General features: G+C 60.5%; 12 protein-coding genes. 5 read left to right on the top strand and 7 right to left on the bottom strand.

Features of this window, described 5'->3' with window-relative positions; genetic code table 11:
- Window positions 1-71 precede the first annotated feature (71 nt).
- Window positions 72-1,301, top strand: coding sequence for a multidrug effflux MFS transporter (locus JNB91_RS06245; RefSeq protein WP_220324668.1), 1,230 nt, complete (start codon window positions 72-74; stop codon window positions 1,299-1,301).
- Window positions 1,302-1,497: 196 nt separating this feature from the next.
- Here JNB91_RS06245 and JNB91_RS06250 read toward each other — a convergent pair whose 3' ends face one another.
- A complete protein-coding gene (locus tag JNB91_RS06250) occupies window positions 1,498-2,145 on the bottom strand; it encodes an invasion associated locus B family protein (protein WP_220324669.1) in 648 nt (215 codons plus the stop codon).
- Between the two features lie 277 nt (window positions 2,146-2,422).
- Here JNB91_RS06250 and JNB91_RS06255 point away from each other — a divergent pair, with 277 nt between their 5' ends.
- From JNB91_RS06255 to JNB91_RS06265, 3 genes are read left to right on the top strand one after another with little or no spacing between them, the layout of a single operon-like run.
- The gene (locus JNB91_RS06255; protein WP_220324670.1) at window positions 2,423-4,228 is read left to right on the top strand and encodes an extracellular solute-binding protein; all 1,806 of its coding nucleotides are present in this window, start codon (window positions 2,423-2,425) and stop codon (window positions 4,226-4,228) included.
- 26 nt (window positions 4,229-4,254) lie between these two features.
- Window positions 4,255-4,926, top strand: coding sequence for a DsbA family oxidoreductase (locus JNB91_RS06260; protein ID WP_220324671.1), 672 nt, complete (start codon window positions 4,255-4,257; stop codon window positions 4,924-4,926).
- Between the two features lie 20 nt (window positions 4,927-4,946).
- A complete protein-coding gene (locus tag JNB91_RS06265; protein WP_220324672.1) occupies window positions 4,947-5,888 on the top strand; it encodes a DMT family transporter in 942 nt (313 codons plus the stop codon).
- 240 nt (window positions 5,889-6,128) lie between these two features.
- Here the strand turns inward: JNB91_RS06265 and mfd are convergent, their stop codons facing one another.
- Window positions 6,129-9,659, bottom strand: coding sequence for a transcription-repair coupling factor (gene mfd, locus JNB91_RS06270; RefSeq protein WP_220324673.1), 3,531 nt, complete (start codon window positions 9,657-9,659; stop codon window positions 6,129-6,131).
- Window positions 9,656-9,979 (bottom strand): succinate dehydrogenase assembly factor 2, encoded by a 324-nt coding sequence (locus JNB91_RS06275; RefSeq protein WP_220324674.1) that lies wholly within the window; start codon window positions 9,977-9,979, stop codon window positions 9,656-9,658. Before JNB91_RS06275 ends, mfd begins: the two co-directional genes overlap by 4 nt.
- A gap of 89 nt (window positions 9,980-10,068) precedes the next feature.
- On the opposite strand from JNB91_RS06275, the gene recG reads away from it, so the two are divergent.
- The gene (gene recG / locus JNB91_RS06280) at window positions 10,069-12,174 is read left to right on the top strand and encodes an ATP-dependent DNA helicase RecG (RefSeq protein WP_220324675.1); all 2,106 of its coding nucleotides are present in this window, start codon (window positions 10,069-10,071) and stop codon (window positions 12,172-12,174) included.
- Here recG and JNB91_RS06285 read toward each other — a convergent pair.
- The 4 genes from JNB91_RS06285 to JNB91_RS06300 form a co-directional block, all read right to left on the bottom strand.
- Window positions 12,152-12,901: a DUF502 domain-containing protein gene (locus tag JNB91_RS06285; protein WP_220324676.1), complete on the bottom strand. Its 750-nt coding sequence runs from the start codon at window positions 12,899-12,901 to the stop codon at window positions 12,152-12,154. The two genes, recG and JNB91_RS06285, sit on opposite strands and share 23 nt — an antisense overlap.
- Before the next feature lie 114 nt (window positions 12,902-13,015).
- On the bottom strand, window positions 13,016-14,842 hold the full coding sequence (glmS, locus tag JNB91_RS06290; RefSeq protein ID WP_220324677.1) for a glutamine--fructose-6-phosphate transaminase (isomerizing): 1,827 nt from the start codon (window positions 14,840-14,842) through the stop codon (window positions 13,016-13,018).
- A 122-nt stretch (window positions 14,843-14,964) separates the two neighbouring features.
- Complete coding sequence (gene glmU, locus JNB91_RS06295) at window positions 14,965-16,326, bottom strand: bifunctional UDP-N-acetylglucosamine diphosphorylase/glucosamine-1-phosphate N-acetyltransferase GlmU (protein ID WP_220324678.1); 1,362 nt, start codon at window positions 16,324-16,326, stop codon at window positions 14,965-14,967.
- A 145-nt stretch (window positions 16,327-16,471) separates the two neighbouring features.
- The gene (locus JNB91_RS06300) at window positions 16,472-17,545 is read right to left on the bottom strand and encodes a BMP family ABC transporter substrate-binding protein (protein WP_220324679.1); all 1,074 of its coding nucleotides are present in this window, start codon (window positions 17,543-17,545) and stop codon (window positions 16,472-16,474) included.
- Window positions 17,546-17,558 lie beyond the last annotated feature (13 nt).

Below are 17,558 nucleotides of genomic sequence, written 5' to 3' on the forward strand. Positions count from 1 at the left end.
TTTTAGGAAGGCGCCGCCCCCGCGGCGCCTTTCCCATTGTTAAGGAATTGGTTGTGACAAATTCTTCACAAATGCCACCTGCGCGCCTTCAGGGCGTAGGCAAGACTGAATTCATTGCAATGATGGCAGCGCTGATGGCGCTGAATGCCCTTGCCATCGACATCATGCTTCCCGGCCTGCAGCAGATCGGCGAATCGCTCGGCGTCGAAGACCCGAATCACCGTCAATATGTCGTCTCGGCCTATCTTTTCGGCTTCGGCGTCGCGCAGCTTCTCTACGGACCGCTGTCCGACCGGTTCGGCCGCCGCAAGCCGCTTTTGGCCGGCTTGGGCATTTATATCGTCTCCGCCATCGCCGTCGTTTTTATTCCAAGCTTTACCGGCCTGCTGGTTCTTCGTTTCATTCAGGGCCTCGGATCGGCTGCAACCCGTGTCATCTCGGTCTCAATCGTCCGCGATATCTACGGCGGACGCGCCATGGCTGAAGTCATGTCGCTGATCATGATGGTTTTCATGATTGTCCCGATCATCGCGCCGGGAACCGGCCAGATCGTCCTGTTCTTCGGCAACTGGCACCTGATTTTCGCCTTCATCGCGGTCGTCGGCATCATCGTTACATGGTGGGTGGCAAAGCGCCTGCCTGAAACGTTGCACGAAGATGATGTCCGTCCCTTCACAGCCTCTTCCGTCTTGGCAGGCTTCATGATCGTTCTGACCAATCGGATGGCGCTCTGCTACACGCTCGCCAGCACCTTCATCCTCGGCGCTCTGTTCGGCTTCATCAATTCCGCCGAACAGGTCTACAATCAGATCTATGGTCTCGGCGTCTGGTTCCCCGTGGCTTTTGCTGCCGTCGCGGTCTTCATGTCCCTGTCGGCCTTCCTCAATTCCCGGCTTGTCGGACGTTTCGGCATGCGCCGCCTCTCGCATGGTGCCCTGATCGGCTTCATCACCACCACCCTGATCTGGCTTCTGATCCAGGTTCTCGGGCCACAGCCCATGCCTTTCCCTCTGTTCATCATCCTCTTCGCGCTGACCATGTTTCAGTTCGGCTGGATCGCCTCGAACTTCAACTCGCTGGCGATGGAGCCTCTCGGACACGTCGCCGGCACGGCATCCTCGGTCCTCGGTTTCATGGGAACGGTCGGCGGCGCTGCAATCGGCGCCCTGATCGGCCAGTCCTACAACGGTACCGCATTGCCGATGGTCGCGGGTTTCTTCACTGTATCGATCATCGGCCTGCTGTTTGTCCTGATCGGTGAAAAGGGAAAGCTCTTCCACCCGCACAATCCCAAGATTTGAACGGAGCGGAGCTTCTCTCACAGGAAGATAGCCCTCCCGGATATCCCCGAAACTGAAAAGACCGCGGCACAATCAGCGCCGCGGTCTTTTTTGTTTCTACGCATCGTCACGGGCACCTAGACATCGCTTCGTTACAAACAGAAAGGGCGCCCCATGGGAGCGCCCTTTGCTTGAAATCTGTTCTGGCGAAAAGGTCTTACTGACCCTGCTTGGCAGCAGCCTGCGCTTCTTCCAGCTTCTTGCGGGCTTCTTCAGCCTTCTTCTGCATGCCTTCTTCCAGCGAACGCTGGCTTTCAGCCAACTGCGACTGGGTGATGGCCGGGCCGTCGAATGCGCCGGTGAAACCGCCGAGCGAAACCTTGATCGGGTTCGGAGCGCGACGGAAGTTCATCGAGGTGAAGACAACCTCATTGCCCTTCTTCAGGCTGGCGATCATCGCGTCCGTCAGCGGAACTTCAGCCGTGCACTTGTCCGGCAGGCAGACGGTATAGTCGAGCTTCTGGCCCTTGCCGCCGTCGATCTGCATGACGACGCCCGGAGGAACCAGACGCGCGGTCGGAACCGAAACCTGAAGGATCTTGCGGTTGACCTTGCCTTCGAGCGTGATCAGGCCGACGGCCGTGATCAGCTGACCGTTCTGCGCCAGGATGACGTTCTGCACAACGCAAAGATCGTTGTCTTCCTGCTTGGTGCAGGTCTTGAACCAGCCGAGCGGAGGAGTGCCGGGCGCTGCCGGTGCTGCGGCCTGCTGCGCCGATGCCGCGAACGGCATGGCAGCCGTACCAACGGTAAGAGCCAGAGCGGACAGTGCCGTCCGCAGAACTTTGTTAGCCTTGAGATTCATAACGAGATCCGTCTCCTGAAAACCCTCGGACGCGGCAATGCCTTCAATCCCTCGGGGCGTCCTTCTGATGTGTGACCTGGGGTTCAAATGAGGCTTTTGAATGACCCCACCTCTTGCCCCTCTGTTACATCGCGGCCGCTCTTATATCCAGCCCCCGTGGCGATTTTTGAACATCTGTAAGCGCCGTTCACCGTTGTTTTATAGACGCTGCGAGGTTGGTCGCAAGGCGAGACTGGTCTATTTTGCGGCGAATCGGCAGTCCCTATCGGTGTTTTTCATGCGGCGTTATCTTACAGTGTTGATTGCGGTCCTGATGCCGCTTCCGGTGGTGGCAGAACCGGTCCACGGGATCGCCATGCATGGCTTGCCCAACCTGCCGGCGGACTACCGCCATTTCGACTACGTCAACCCCGAGGTGAAGAAAGGCGGCGCGGTTCGTTATGGCGTGGTCGGCACCTATGACAGCCTCAACCCCTTCAACCTGAAAAGCATCCGCACCACCGCCCGCGGCATCTGGGATCCGGCTTTCGGCAACCTGATCTACGAAACCCTGATGACCCGCTCCGGCAACGAGCCCTTCACGCTTTATGGCCTGTTGGCGGAATCAGTCGAGTGGGATGATCAGCGCACATTCATCCAGTTCAACCTCAACCCGAAGGCCAGATGGTCCGATGGCCAGCCGGTCACCCCCGATGACGTCATCTTCTCGCTGGAAGTTCTGCGCGACAAAGGCCGCGTACCGTTTTCGTCGCGGATAGACCGGATCGCGAAAATGGAAAAGGTAGGAGAACACGGCGTTCGCTTCACCTTCAACGAAAAGGCCGACCGCGAATTTCCGCTGATCCTCGCAAGCTCGACCCCCATCCTCCCCAAACATGCGATCGACGCTGATTCGTTCGACCAGTCGACGCTGAAGGTGCCGATCGGCTCCGGCCCCTATCTCATCAGGACGGTCGCCCCCGGCGAACGTATCGTCTACGAGCGCAACCCCGATTACTGGGGCAAGGACATTCCGGCCAAGGTCGGCTTCGACAATTACGACCGGATCTCGGTGGAATATTTCCTGCAGGAACAGACGATGTTCGAAGCCTTCAAGAAGGGCGCCGTCGACATCTATCTCGAGGGCAGCCCCACTCACTGGGAGCGCGCCTATGATTTTCCCGCCGCCCACAACGGTGACGTCATCAAGGATACGTTCACGCCGCAGCTGCCGACAGGCATGCTCGGCTTCGTCTTCAACACGCGCCGCCCGCTCTTCTCTAACGTCAATGTCCGCGCCGGCCTTTCGCTCGTCTTCGATTTCGAATGGGCCAACCGCAACCTCTTCGAAAACGCCTATACGCGCACCGAAAGTTTCTGGCAGGGCTCACCGCTCTCCTCACTCGGCAAACCGGTCGACGAGCGGGAACTGAACATCCTCGGCCCCGCGAAGGATCGTATAGAACCGGACATGCTCGACGGCACCTATCGCCTGGCCAAAACCGATGGTTCGGGCGCTGACCGCGCTGTCTTGAGAAAGGCCGTCGATCTCTTGGCAAAGGGCGGCTACACGATCAAGGATGGCAGGATGTCGGATGATCGCGGCCGCCAGCTCTCCTTCGAAGTCATGGCCCAGACCGTCGATCAGGAAAAGCTCGCCATCACCTATCAGCGCAGCCTGCGCCTGATCGGCATCGACATGCGCATCCGAACCGTCGATGATTCGCAGTACCAGGCACGCTCGTCGAACTTCGATTACGATGTCATCATAAAATCCTATCCGTCATCGCTCTCTCCCGGTATCGAGCAGATCGGCCGCTGGGGATCGGCTGCGCGTGATGCACAGGGCAGCTTCAATTTTGCCGGTACCGCTGATCCGGATATCGACCGCCTGATCGAATCCATGTTGACAGCGCGCAGCCAGGAAGATTTCCAGGCCTCGGTGCGCGCCTATGATCGACTGCTGCTTTCCGGTCACTATATCGTGCCGCTCTATCATGTACCCAATCAATGGGTGGCGCGGCGCAAGCATATAAGTTATCCCGAAATCTTGCCGCTCTATGGCTACCAGCTCAACACCTGGTGGGATAACCGGGCGCAATAAACATTCATCTTTAAAAGGACACCGCCATGGAGCGCGTCACAATCGACCTCGTCTCGGACGTCGTCTGCCCCTGGTGTTATCTGGGCAAGGCAAGACTGGAACTTGCCATCGCCGAAGTTCAGGATGAAGTCGGTATCGACGTCAACTGGCGGCCCTACCGGCTGAACCCCGACATTCCGCCGGAAGGCGTCGATCAGAAATCCTATCTCGAAGAAAAGCTCGGTGGCGCGGAAGCCGTCGCCCGCGGTCACGAAATGCTGACGAAGCTCGGCAAGGAAGTCGGCATCAACTACGATTTCGAGGCCATCAAGATCGGCCCGAATACGCTCGATGCACATCGCCTGATCCACTGGGCCTTGCTGGAAAGCCGTGAAGTTCAGGACCGCGTCGTCACCGCCCTGTTCAAGGCCAATTTCGAGGAAGGCCGCAATATCGGCGATCACGCCGTTTTGGCGGACCTTGCCGAGGCATGTGGCATGGATCGCAAGCTCGTCGAAAACCTGCTGGCCTCCGAGGCCGACAAGGACAGCGTGATTGGCGAAATCGATGCGGCCCAGAAGATGGGCGTCAACGGCGTTCCCTTCTTCATCATGGACGGGCAATATGCGATCAGCGGCGCCCAGATGCCCGACGTGCTCGCCGGTGCATTCCGCGATATTGCCAAGCTCAAGGCAGAAGCCCGCAAGGGCATGATCTGATTTTTTGGAAAGACCGGCCCGTGCAGAAAGACCAGACCCTCAAAGGTGTCCTCCTCGCCTTTGCGGCCTTCGCCGCCTACGCCTGGAGTGACGCCAGCGTCAAGCTGATCGAGGGTGAGTTCAACCCGATCCAGTCCTCCTTCCTCGGCGCGGTCTTCTGCCTCGTCGGCCTGCCCTTCATCATGAAGAAGGGCGATCGCTGGGCCGATATCTTCAACACCACCAACCGCCCGCTCTGGCTTCTGCGCTTCGTCGCCCAGGCCGGCGGCACGATCGGCAGTGTCACGGCCTTCACCCATCTGTCGATGGCGGAAGCTTTTGCGCTGATCTTCCTCCTTCCCTCCTTCGTCACCATCATGTCGGTGATCTTTTTGAAGGAGAAGGTCGGATACCGCCGTTGGGCTGCCGTCGTCATCGGCTTCATCGGCGTCATGGTCGTGTTGCGCCCCGGCTTCCGCGAATTGTCGATCGGCCATCTCGGCGCGGTCTTCGGCGGCCTCTCCGGCGCGATCTCGATCGTCATCTTCCGCGCCATGGGACCGAAGGAAAAGAACATCTCGCTATATGGCGCAGGCGTTCTCGGCACGCTCGCCGTCTGCGGTGCGCTCGCCATTCCGGGCTTTCAGGCACCGACAGCCATGCAATGGGTCTGGCTCGCAGGCTACGGCCTTCTCGCAGCTCTTGCCGCCATTCTCGTCATGTATGCAGCGACCCACATTCCCGCCTCGATGATCGGCCCGATCCAGTACAGCCAGATGCTCTGGGCCGTCGCCTTCGGTTACCTCGTCTTCGGCGACGGGATCGATATGTGGATGCTGCTCGGCATCCTGCTCATCGTCGGCTCCGGCATGCTGACCCTGGTACGCGAACGCGTCCGCGGCACCCCCCTGCCGCCCGCCGTCGGCACGGACGCCCAGGCTGCTGCTGTGATGGCACCTGAAGACGGGCAGACGAAAGCCTGACACTCCGAGTCCATATCCCCTCACCAACAAAATCTAAGACTTAGCTGAAGCTAAGATCTTGATTTTGTATCCTCTTCTACAAGGGGAGAGGTAAAGCGCCGAGGGTGCCGCACCGTTATCTCTCCCCTTCTGGGAGAGAAAGCGATTTCAAGATCTTAGCCAAAGGCTAAGTCTTAGAAATCGCAAGTGAGGGGATCGACACCATACTCCAGCAGCCACTCTTCATCCTGCCTGCCATCCCTACCCCTTCGCCAGCTCCGCAAACTGCGTCATGATCTGCGCCGCAGCGGCAAGCCGCTTGGTCGGCGTCGGCAGGTCGCGGTTGAGGAAAATGCTCTGGTCCGGCCTGATCTTGGCAAGCGAACCCTGCTTGGCGATATAGCCGACGAGATTTGCCGGATTGGGGAACTGCTTGTCGCGGAAAGCGATGACGACGCCCTTTGGACCGGCATCCACCTTCTCGACATTCGCCTTGCGGCAGAGCGACTTGATATAGACGACCTTCAGGAGGTTCTGCACTTCCGGCGGCATTGGCCCGAACCGGTCGACCATCTCCGCGCCGAACCCATCGATTTCCGAAAGCTCCTGCACTTCGCCGAGACGACGATAAAGCCCCATGCGAAGATGCAGATCCGGCACGTAATTTTCCGGGATCATCGTGGTGATGCCGACCGAAATCTGCGGCGACCAGCCGGTATCGACCACCTCGTCCTCGCCCTTCACCTCGGCCACCGCCTCCTCCAGCATCTGCTGGTAAAGCTCGAAACCGACTTCCTTGATATGGCCGGACTGTTCCTCGCCCAAGAGATTGCCGGCGCCGCGGATATCGAGGTCGTGGCTCGCCAGCTGGAAACCGGCGCCGAGCGTATCGAGTGACTGGAGTACCTTGAGGCGACGATCCGCCATCTGCGTCAGCGTCTTGTTGACCGGCAGGGTGAAGAGCGCGAACGCCCTCACCTTCGAGCGGCCGACGCGGCCACGCAGCTGATAAAGCTGCGCAAGACCGAACATGTCGGCACGATGCACGATCAACGTATTGGCCGTCGGCACGTCGAGGCCGGATTCGACGATCGTGGTCGAGAGAAGCACGTCATACTTGCCGTCATAGAAGGCATTCATGATGTCTTCCAGCTCACCCGCCGCCATCTGGCCATGGGCGACCGCCACCTTCAGTTCCGGCACATCCGACTGCAGGAAGGCCTGAATATCGGCCAGATCCGCCAGTCGCGGGCAGACATAAAAACTCTGGCCACCACGATAATGCTCGCGCATCAAAGTCTCTCGGATGACCAGCGGATCGAACGGCGAGATGAAGGTTCGGACCGCCATGCGGTCGACCGGCGGCGTGGTGATCAGCGACAGTTCGCGAACGCCCGTCATCGCCAGCTGCAGCGTCCGCGGGATCGGCGTTGCCGAAAGCGTCAGCACGTGGACATCGGTCTTCAGGTCCTTCAGCCGCTCCTTGTGCTTCACGCCAAAGTGCTGCTCCTCGTCGATGATAAGAAGCGAGAGATTGGCGAACTGGATGCCGGTGCCGAGCAGCGCATGAGTGCCGACAACGATATCGACCTTGCCTTCCGCCAGATCCTTCTTCGTCTGCGCCAGCTCCTTGGCCGAGACGAGGCGGGATGCCTGCGCGATCCTGATCGGCAATCCGCGAAAACGCTCGGAAAATGTCTTGAAATGCTGGCGGGCAAGAAGCGTGGTCGGCACCACGACGGCAACCTGCGCCCCGTTCATCGCCGCGAAGAAGGCGGCACGCAGCGCCACCTCCGTCTTGCCGAAGCCGACATCACCGCAGACGAGGCGATCCATCGGCCGGCCGGCGGCCAGATCCTCGCGCACCGATTCGATGGCGTTTTCCTGGTCTTCAGTCTCGTCATAGGGGAAACGGGCGGCAAATTCGTCATAAAGCCCTTCGGGCGTCGCCAGAACCGGCGCCTTGCGCACCATGCGGGTCGCGGCGATGCGGATGAGATCGCCTGCCATATCGAGCAGCCGCTTCTTCAGCTTCGCCTTGCGGGCCTGCCACGCGCCGCCGCCCAGCCGGTCGAGATTGGCTTCCGCCGCATCCGAACCATAGCGCGACAGCAGATCGATGTTTTCGACCGGCAGGAACAGCTTTGCCTGATCGGCATAATGCAGCTCAAGGCAGGCGCGCGGCGCACCTGCAGCCTCGATGGTAATCAGCCCGACGAACTTGCCGATACCATGTTCGGCATGAACGACGAGCGAACCTTCATCGAGCCCCGCGACCTCGGTGAGGAAATCCGCCCCGCGCTTGCGCCGCTTGCCGCGACGAACCATGCGGTCGCCCAGAATGTCCTGCTCGCCTATGACAGCGATATTGCCCGTCTCGAAACCGGCCTCGAGGCTCATCACGGCAGACGCCGCCTCACCCTTGTCCAGCCTGTCGAGATCGGCAAGTTTTTCGATCGGCTTGATCCGCTTCAGCCCACGCTCATCAAGCACCTGCAAAAGGCGATCGAGCGAGCCGACCGACCAGCCGGTGACAAGTACCTTCGTTCCTTCAGCTCTCTTGTCGGCAATATGCTTGACCACGAGGTCGAAGACATTGACGCGCGCCTGTTCGCCGGTATCGCGATCCTGTGTCTCGGCGCTCGCTTCCGCCTGGCTTTTCGCCCAGCGCGGACCGGTATGCGCATCGAGTGTCACCACCGGGCGACCAGACGCATCCATCTCGTTGAACGGTGTCAGGCGAAGCGCCGCCGCCTCATCCAGAGCCGATGCAAACGTCTTGCCGTCGAGATAGAGCTGGCCGGGCGAAACCGGCTTGTAGGGCGTCGAATGGGCAGCCGCCCCTTTGCCCTGCGAACCCTGATCGCGACGCGCCTCAAAGTAGTCGAGGACCAGCTTGGAACGCTCCGCCGCCGCCTCACGCGCAGTGTGATCGGTGACGATCCGAAAACCGGCGAGATAATCAAAAGCCGTTTCCAGCTTTTCATAAAACAACGGCAACCAGTGCTCCATGCCGGCATAACGGCGTCCTTCGGAGACGGCCTGATAAAGCGCGTCGTCACGGGTCGCAGCACCGAACAGCGACAGGTAATTGGTGCGGAATCGGCTGATCGTGTCCGGCGTCAACGTCACTTCGCTCATCGGGTTGAGATCGAGCGACCGTGCCTGCCCCGTCGTGCGCTGGCTTGCCGGATCGAATGAGCGGATGCTTTCCAGCGTGTCGCCGAAGAAATCGAGCCGCACCGGCTCTTCCGTGCCCGGCACGAAGACATCGAGAATACCGCCGCGCACGGCGAATTCGCCGACTTCGCGCACGGTCGACACCCGGTCGAAACCATTGCGCTCCAGCCGCGCGGCGATATCGTCCATGCGGATCTGGTTGCCGGGTTTTGCCGAAAACGCCAGGCTTTCGATGATCTCCGCCGGCGCGATCTTTTGCAGCATCGCGTTGACGGTGACGAGCACGATCGACGGATGCGGCTTTTTCGCATGCGCGATCAGGCCCGACAGCGCCGATAGTCTCCGCGCGGAGACATCGGCACTCGGCGAAACGCGGTCATAAGGCAGGCAGTCCCAGGCCGGCAAGGTCAGGACGGGAATTTCCGGTGCGACGAAGGAGAGCATCTGCTCCAGATCCGGCATGCGCTGGCCGTCGGAGAGCACATAGGCCACCGACTGGCCCGAACGCGCCAGCTCCGCCAGCACCATCGGCTCCATGCCGGGCGGCACATTGCCGATCGTCAGCGGCTGGGATGCGGCCGCGATCTTGCTTGCATCAAAACCGGAAATCATTGGCCGAGTTTCTCTTTCAGCGACTCTTTCGTGACCGGATCGAAATCCGGCTTATAAGCCGCGACCCGAGCGAAAAGCGGGGTGTTGCGATCTTCGGGAAGCGGTTTTGCACCGGTGATCCAGGCATGCAGATCGTGATCGTCCTCGCCCATGATCTGCTCGAACTCGTCGAGTTCAGTGTCCGAAAGCTTTGCAATCTCCGCTTCGGCAAACGAACCGAAGACGAGATCCATCTCGCGAATGCCGCGATGCCAGCAGCGATAGAGGATACGCCTGCGGCGCGGGTCGAGGTCGGCGCTCGTGCGTGCCAATCCGGTCATGTGCAAATCCCTGTTTTGCGGTTCATATAGGATGGAAATGCGCGCTCGTCACCTTGCCAAATGGCCAAAACTTGCCCCATTTAACCGCCATGCGCCCAGCCATACTCGATCCCCTCTTCGCTTCCGCCTCGTCGCTGCCCGGTGTCGGGCCGAAGATCGCCGACCTGATCGCCAAGGTGACGGGCCGCGAGGATGCCGAAGACTGCCGTGTCGTCGATCTCCTTTTCCATGCGCCCTTCTCGCTCATCGACCGGCGCAACCGCCCGGGGATTGCGCTTGCGCCGCAGGGAACGATTGTCACCATCGAGGGACGTGTCGACCGCCACCAGCCACCGGCGCGCGGCACCAACCAGCCCTATCGCGTCTTTCTGCATGACGAGACCGGCGAACTGGCACTCACCTTCTTCCGCGCCAAGGGCGACTGGCTGGCGAAATCGCTGCCGATCGACGAGCAGGTCATGGTCAGCGGCAAGGTCGACTGGTTCAACGGCCGCGCCTCCATGGTCCATCCGGATTTCATGGTGAGAGTTTCCGAAGCGCAGAACCTTCCGCTGGTCGAACCGGTTTATCCGCTGACCGCAGGTCTTTCGCCGAAAACGCTGCGCAAGGTGGTTGAAGGCGCCGTCGAGCGTCTGCCTAGTTTCCCGGAATGGGCGGATGCGGCGCTGACGCAGAAACAGAATTTTCCGCCGATTGCCGAAGCCTTCCGCGCCCTTCACCACCCGGAGGATGAGAAGGATATCGATCCGAACGCCCCGGCCCGCCGGCGTCTTGCCTATGACGAATTTCTGGCCGGACAGGTCTCACTCGCTCTGGTGCGCCAGAAGATCCGCAAGGTGCCCGGCCAACCGATCCGGGTGAAGGGCGACCTCGCCGCAAAGATCGTCCACGCCCTGCCCTTTACGCTCACCCCGAGCCAGAAGGCCGCCGTCGACGACATCATCAGGGATATGGCCGGTGAAGACCGGATGCTGCGGCTGCTGCAGGGCGATGTCGGCGCCGGCAAGACGCTGGTAGCCCTTCTCTCCATGGCCGCCGCCGTCGAGGCAGGCGGTCAGGCCGTATTGATGGCCCCGACCGAAATCCTCGCGCGCCAGCATTTTTCAACCATCTCGAAACTCGCAGGTGCCGCCGGTGTCACCGTCGAGTTGCTCACCGGCCGCACCAAGGGCCGCGAGCGTGATGCGATCGTCGAACGCATCGCATCCGGCGAAGCCCAGATCATCGTCGGCACCCATGCGCTGTTCCAGGATACGGTCAGCTACGCCAACCTGATGATGGCGGTGGTCGACGAACAGCATCGTTTCGGCGTCCACCAGCGCCTGCGCCTGACGGCCAAGGGCATTTCCCCGCATATGCTGGTGATGACCGCAACGCCGATCCCGCGCACGCTGGTGCTTGCCGCCTTCGGCGATATGGACGTCTCGAAACTCACCGAAAAGCCGGCCGGCCGCAAGCCGATCCAGACAGTTACCGTGCCGACCGAACGTATCGGCGACATCGTCGGGCGGCTGAAAAGCGCCATTGCCGAGGGCAAGAAGGCCTACTGGATCTGCCCGCTTGTGGAGGAATCGGACGTGTCCGAGCTGATGTCGGCGGAAGAGCGCCACGCCGTCCTTGCCCGCGAACTCGGCGCAAAAAACGTCGGTCTCGTCCATGGCCGCATGGCAGGACCGGAAAAGGACGGGGTGATGGCCGCCTTCAAGGCTGGTGAAATCCGCATGCTGGTCGCAACCACCGTGGTCGAAGTCGGCGTCGATGTGCCGGATGCAACGATCATGGTGATCGAACATGCCGAACGTTTCGGTCTCGCGCAGCTCCACCAGCTGCGTGGTCGCGTCGGACGCGGCGACGAAGCCTCGACCTGCATTCTGCTCTACAAGGGACCGCTCAGTGAAACCGGCCATGCACGGCTATCGATCCTGCGCGACAGCGAGGACGGGTTCCTGATTGCCGAGGAAGACCTGAAGCTTCGCGGCGAAGGAGAGCTTCTTGGCACCCGCCAGTCCGGCACGCCGGGCTTTCGAATAGCAAGCTTGGCAGCGCATGCCGATCTACTGGAAATCGCCCGCAAGGACGCGACCTATCTCCTGGATCGTGACCCGGACCTCACCAGCGAACGCGGTGAAGCAGTGCGGGTATTGCTGTACCTGCACCGTCGCGACGAGGCGATCAGGTTTCTGCGGGCGGGGTAACCGCGATATCCTCGCCACCCTTGCGGCGAAGCTTGGCCGCCTTCTTGCGCGGCGCAGGCAGCGCTGCAACCGGAGCACCATCGGGATTGTAATCCGGTGCGATCAGGCCGCCGGAAATCAGAAGCTTGGCCCCTTCTTCCGGCGTCATGTCGAGCATTACGATCTTGCTCTTCGGCACGAACATCAGGAAACCCGCCGTCGGAACCGGCGTCGGCGGCAGGAACACAGCCACCATTTCCTCGCCATTCTGGTTGAGCTTGGCGGCAATCTCGCCCTGCGCATCGCCCGCGATAAAAACCAACGCCCAGGTGCCGGAGCTTGGAAACTCCACCAGTCCGCATTTCTTGAACGAGGTGGACTGCTCCCGCAGCACCGTCTCGAAGATCTGCTTGATGCTCTTGTAGACGCTGCGGATCAGCGGCATACGCTGCAGGATCGACTCACCGAAATTGACGATAGAGCGGCCGATCAGGTTCTTGCCGAGAAACCCGACAATGGTGATGAAGACGACCGCGATCAAAAGCCCGGTACCGGGGATCGTCACGTCGAAATAATACTGAGGATTATAGCGCTGCGGCAGATAGGGCGTTACCCAGCTGTCGGCCCAGTCGATGAAGGTGAAGGTCAGCCAGACGGTGATCGCCAGAGGCGCGCAAATGATCAGACCGGTAAGGAAATTATTCCTGAGCCGACCCGCCATGGAAATGCGCTCGGGGCTTTCACTCATCTGATCTTCCTAGGATTTTTTGGCCCGAATCAGTTTTGGGCATTGCCGCATCGGTAAGATGCGACAATGCAGGATGGCTTGCTGCGATGCAAGGAGAGCCTTAGGCCTCCGCCATCACTCAACTGTGACGGACTTCGCTAGGTTCCGCGGCTGGTCCACATCGGTGCCCATGAACACCGCCGTATGATATGCCAAGAGCTGGATCGGCAGCGAGAAGATCATCGGCGCGATGATCTCATCGACATTCGGCAGGGTGATCGTCGCCATGGTTTCGAGCTTGGAAGCGGCTGCCCCCTTTTCATCGGTGATGAAGATGATCTTGCCGCCGCGGGCCGCCACTTCCTGCATGTTCGACACGGTCTTCTCGAAGAAGCGGTCATGCGGGGCAATCACGATGACCGGCATGTTTTCATCGATCAGCGCGATCGGCCCATGCTTCAACTCGCCCGCCGCATAACCCTCGGCGTGGATATAGGAGATTTCCTTGAGCTTCAGCGCGCCTTCCATGGCGAGCGGATAGCTGGTGCCGCGGCCGAGATAGAGCACGTCCTTGAAACGCGACAGATCGCGCGACAGGGCTTCGATCTGCGGCTGGATCTCGTTCAGCACGCGGCTCATGATCCGCGGCATCTCGGCCAGATGCTTGACCATCGCCTTCTCGTCAGCCTCTGAAACCGTGCCGCGCGCACGACCGGCGGCAATCGAAAGGCTTGCGAGCACAGCCAGCTGGCAGGTAAACGCCTTAGTCGAGGCAACGCCGATTTCAGGACCAGCAAGGATCGGGAAGATCGCGTCGGATTCCCGCGCAATCGTCGATTCGCGGACATTGACGATCGCGCCGATCTTCAGCCCTTCATCCTTAGAATAGCGCAGCGAGGCGAGCGTATCGGCAGTTTCGCCGGACTGCGAGATGAACAATGCCGCCTGCGTCGGCGACAGCGGCAGCTCGCGGTAGCGGAATTCCGACGCGACATCGATCTCGACCGGCAGACGCGCATACCGCTCGAACCAGTATTTGCCGACGAGGCCGGCCAGATAGGCGGTGCCGCAGGCGGAGATCGCAAGGCCCGAAAGTTTTGAGAAATCGATCGCCTTGTCGGTCGCCTTCACCGTGTGGCTGGCGAAATCGACATAGTGACCGAGCGCGTGAGAAATGATCTCCGGCTGCTCGTAGATTTCCTTTTCCATGAAGTGGCGATGGTTGCCCTTGTCGACCATGAAGGCAGTGGCCTGGGAAATCTGGCTTTTGCGCGTGACCGGGCGGCCCTGGTAATCCATCACCTCGAGACGGTCATGGGTGATGATGGCGCAGTCGCCATCGACCAGATAGGTGATCTCGTTGGTGAACGGCGACAGCGCGATGGCGTCAGACCCTAAGAACATCTCGCCCTTGCCGTGGCCGATCGCAAGCGGCGGCCCGAACCGAGCCGACAGGATCGTGCCCGGATCGTCCTGAAACATCACCACGAGAGCATAGGCACCGGAAACGCGGTTCAGCATGGCCAGCATCGCCTCGCGGTGGCCCAGGCCTTCGCGGGTGTATTTGGCCAAGAGATGGGCGACGACTTCCGTATCCGTCTGGCTGGTAAAGACCGCGCCGTCAGCGATCAGCTCGTCCTTCAGCTCGGAAAAGTTCTCGATAATGCCGTTATGAACGACGGCGACGCCTTCGACGAAATGCGGATGCGCATTTACCTCGTTCGGCACGCCATGGGTCGCCCAGCGTGTGTGTGCGATACCGATCGTGCCCGGCAGCGGTTCGCCGGCGAGTTTCGATTCGAGATTGAACAGCTTGCCTTCGGCGCGACGGCGATCGAGTTGGCCCTCATGGATGGTGGCGACACCGGCGGAATCATAACCGCGATATTCGAGCCTGCGCAACGCATCCACCAGACGCGCAGCCACCGGCTCTCGACCGACGATACCAACAATTCCGCACATAAAAAAACCTTTCGATAAATCAGATGGACGCAAGTCCTAGACGATTGCTGCACTTGCGCAATCGCCTCATTCGTCACTTTCGGTATCGGCGCGTAACGCGCCGCAATCTCTATTTTGCAGCCTTACTTCCCAGCCTTCTTGGCGGCCTTGATCGCCAGTGCCCGTTCGCGGATCAGCGTCGCCCGGTCAGGCTTCACCTCCTGCCGCGCGCGGCCCAGCGCCAGCGCATCTGCCGGTACGTCTTCGGTAATCACACTGCCCGACGCGATATACGCCCCGTCACCGATCGAAACCGGTGCCACGAGCGAGGAATTGGAGCCGACGAAGGAGTTTGCCCCAATGCGTGTTTCAAACTTGTTCACCCCGTCGTAATTGCAGGTGATCGTACCCGCACCGATATTGGCATGCGCGCCGATCACGGCATCGCCGATATAGGTCAGGTGATTGACCTTGGCGCCCTCGCCCACCTTGCCGTTCTTCACCTCGCAGAAATTGCCGACTTTGGAGCCTTCGGCAAGATCCGCGCCCGGACGAAGCCGCGCAAACGGACCGACAGTTGCCCCCGCACTCACATGCGCTCCCTCGATATGCGAGAAGGCATGGATGACAGCCCCGCCATCGATCGTCACGCCTGGGCCAAAGACCACATTCGGCTCGATCAACGCGTCCTGACCGATCTGCGTATCGAAGGAGAGGAACACGGTTTCCGGCGCAATCATCGAAACGCCCGAAACCATCAACTCGTGGCGGCGGCGCTCCTGCCAGAGTTTTTCGATCACGGCGAGTTCGGCGCGATTGTTGCAGCCGGTCAGTTCCGTTTCCGGCGCGTCGACGGCGACCACCTTGCCACCCTCAGCGCGGGCGATTTCGACGAGATCGGTCAGATAATATTCGCCCTTGGCATTGGCGTTGCCGATCTTGTCGAGCAGCGCCAGCGCCTTGCGGCCGTTGATCGCCATCAGCCCGCTATTGCACCAGGTAACTTTGCGTTCCTCGTCGGTGGCATCCTTCTCCTCGCGGATGGCGACAAGTTCGCCGTTTTCCACCAGCAGACGGCCATAACCGAACGGCTTGTCGGTGTGGAAACCGATGACGACGACATCGGCGCCTTCCGCCAGTTTTTCACGCGCGGCGGCAAACGGTGCAGCGGTGATCAGCGGCACATCGCCGTAAGCGACCAGCACATCGTCGAACCCTTGCGCAATCGCCTCGCGGGCGGCCAGCACCGCATGCCCGGTGCCGAGCCGCTCGGTCTGCAAAAAACTCTTCACCGAGATCTCGTCGATCGATCCGGCCTTGGCGACCTTTTCGGCATCGCGGCCGACGACCAGCGCTGCATCGGTCATTCCGGCAGACGCCACTGCCGCCATCACATGCGCGATCATCGGACGGTTGGCGACCGGATGCAGCACTTTCGACATCGACGACTTCATCCGCGTGCTGTCGCCCGCAGCAAGAATGACGGCAAGGCAGGAACGGCTCATATGGGGAATCTCCTTAGGCATTTGCCGCTATCTAGCAGCAACAATCTTGCCGCGCGATAAACGGCTTGTATCGACGCGAAACAAATCGCTGGAAAGCAAAAAGGGCGCTCGTGGCGCCCTTTCCGAAAAATCATGTGAACAAGGCTCACTTCGGCAGCTTGTCGTCCACGCCTTCGACGTAGAAGTTCATGCCGAGCAGAACCTTGTCTTCCGGCTTTTCGCCGGCAGCAAGCCATGCGGAACCGTCTTGCTTGTTGATCGGGCCGGTGAACGGATGCAGTTCGCCCGACTTGATCTTGGCTTCAGTCTCTTCGGCCATCGCCTTCACGTCGTCAGGCATGTTGGTGTAGGGCGCCATGGTCAGGATGCCGTCCTTCAGGCCGTCCCAGATCTGCTCCGACTTCCACGAACCGTCGAGAACCGCCTGGGTGCGCTTGATGTAATAGGCGCCCCAGGTGTCGACGATCGCCGTCAGCTGCGTCTTCGGGCCGGCCGCGATCATGTCGGAAGCCTGGCCGAAGGCCGGAATGCCACGCTCGGCGGCAACCTGCATCGGAGCCGTCGTATCGGTATGCTGGGTCAGGATATCGACGCCCTGGTCGATCAGCGCCTTGGCGGCATCGGCTTCCTTGCCCGGGTCGAACCAGGTATTGGCCCAGACGACCTTCAGCTTGAATTCGGGATTGACCGACTTCGCGCCCAGTTCGAAGGCGTTGATGCCCATCACCACTTCCGGGATTGGGAAGGAGGCGATGTAACCGGCAAGACCCTTCTTCGACATCTTGGCCGCAATCTGGCCCTGGATGTAACGGCCTTCATAGAAGCGCGCATTGTAGGTTGCGAGGTTTTCGGCAGCCTTGAAGCCGGTCGCATGTTCGAACTTCACGTCCGGGAATTTCGCGGCAACCTTGACGGTCGCATCCATGAATCCGAACGAGGTCGTGTAGATCAGGGCGCAGCCGGAACGTGCCATGCGCTCGATGGCGCGTTCGGCATCCGGGCCTTCCGGAACGCTTTCCAGGAAAGGCGTCTCGATCTTGTCGTCCAGCGCCTTCTGCAGCGCCTGGCGACCGATATCATGCGCCTGCGTCCAGCCGCCGTCGGTCTTGGAGCCGACATAGATGAAGCAGATCTTCTTCTTTTCCTGCGCCGATGCGCTACCGGCGAAACCGCCGAGCATGGCGGTCGTTGCTGCCAGCGCAATGATGAGTTTCTTCATTTTCCAACCTCTG

Origin of the sequence: Aliirhizobium wenxiniae (assembly GCF_019511445.1) — a bacterium.
GTDB classification, from domain to species: Bacteria; Pseudomonadota; Alphaproteobacteria; order Rhizobiales; family Rhizobiaceae; genus Neorhizobium; species Neorhizobium wenxiniae_A.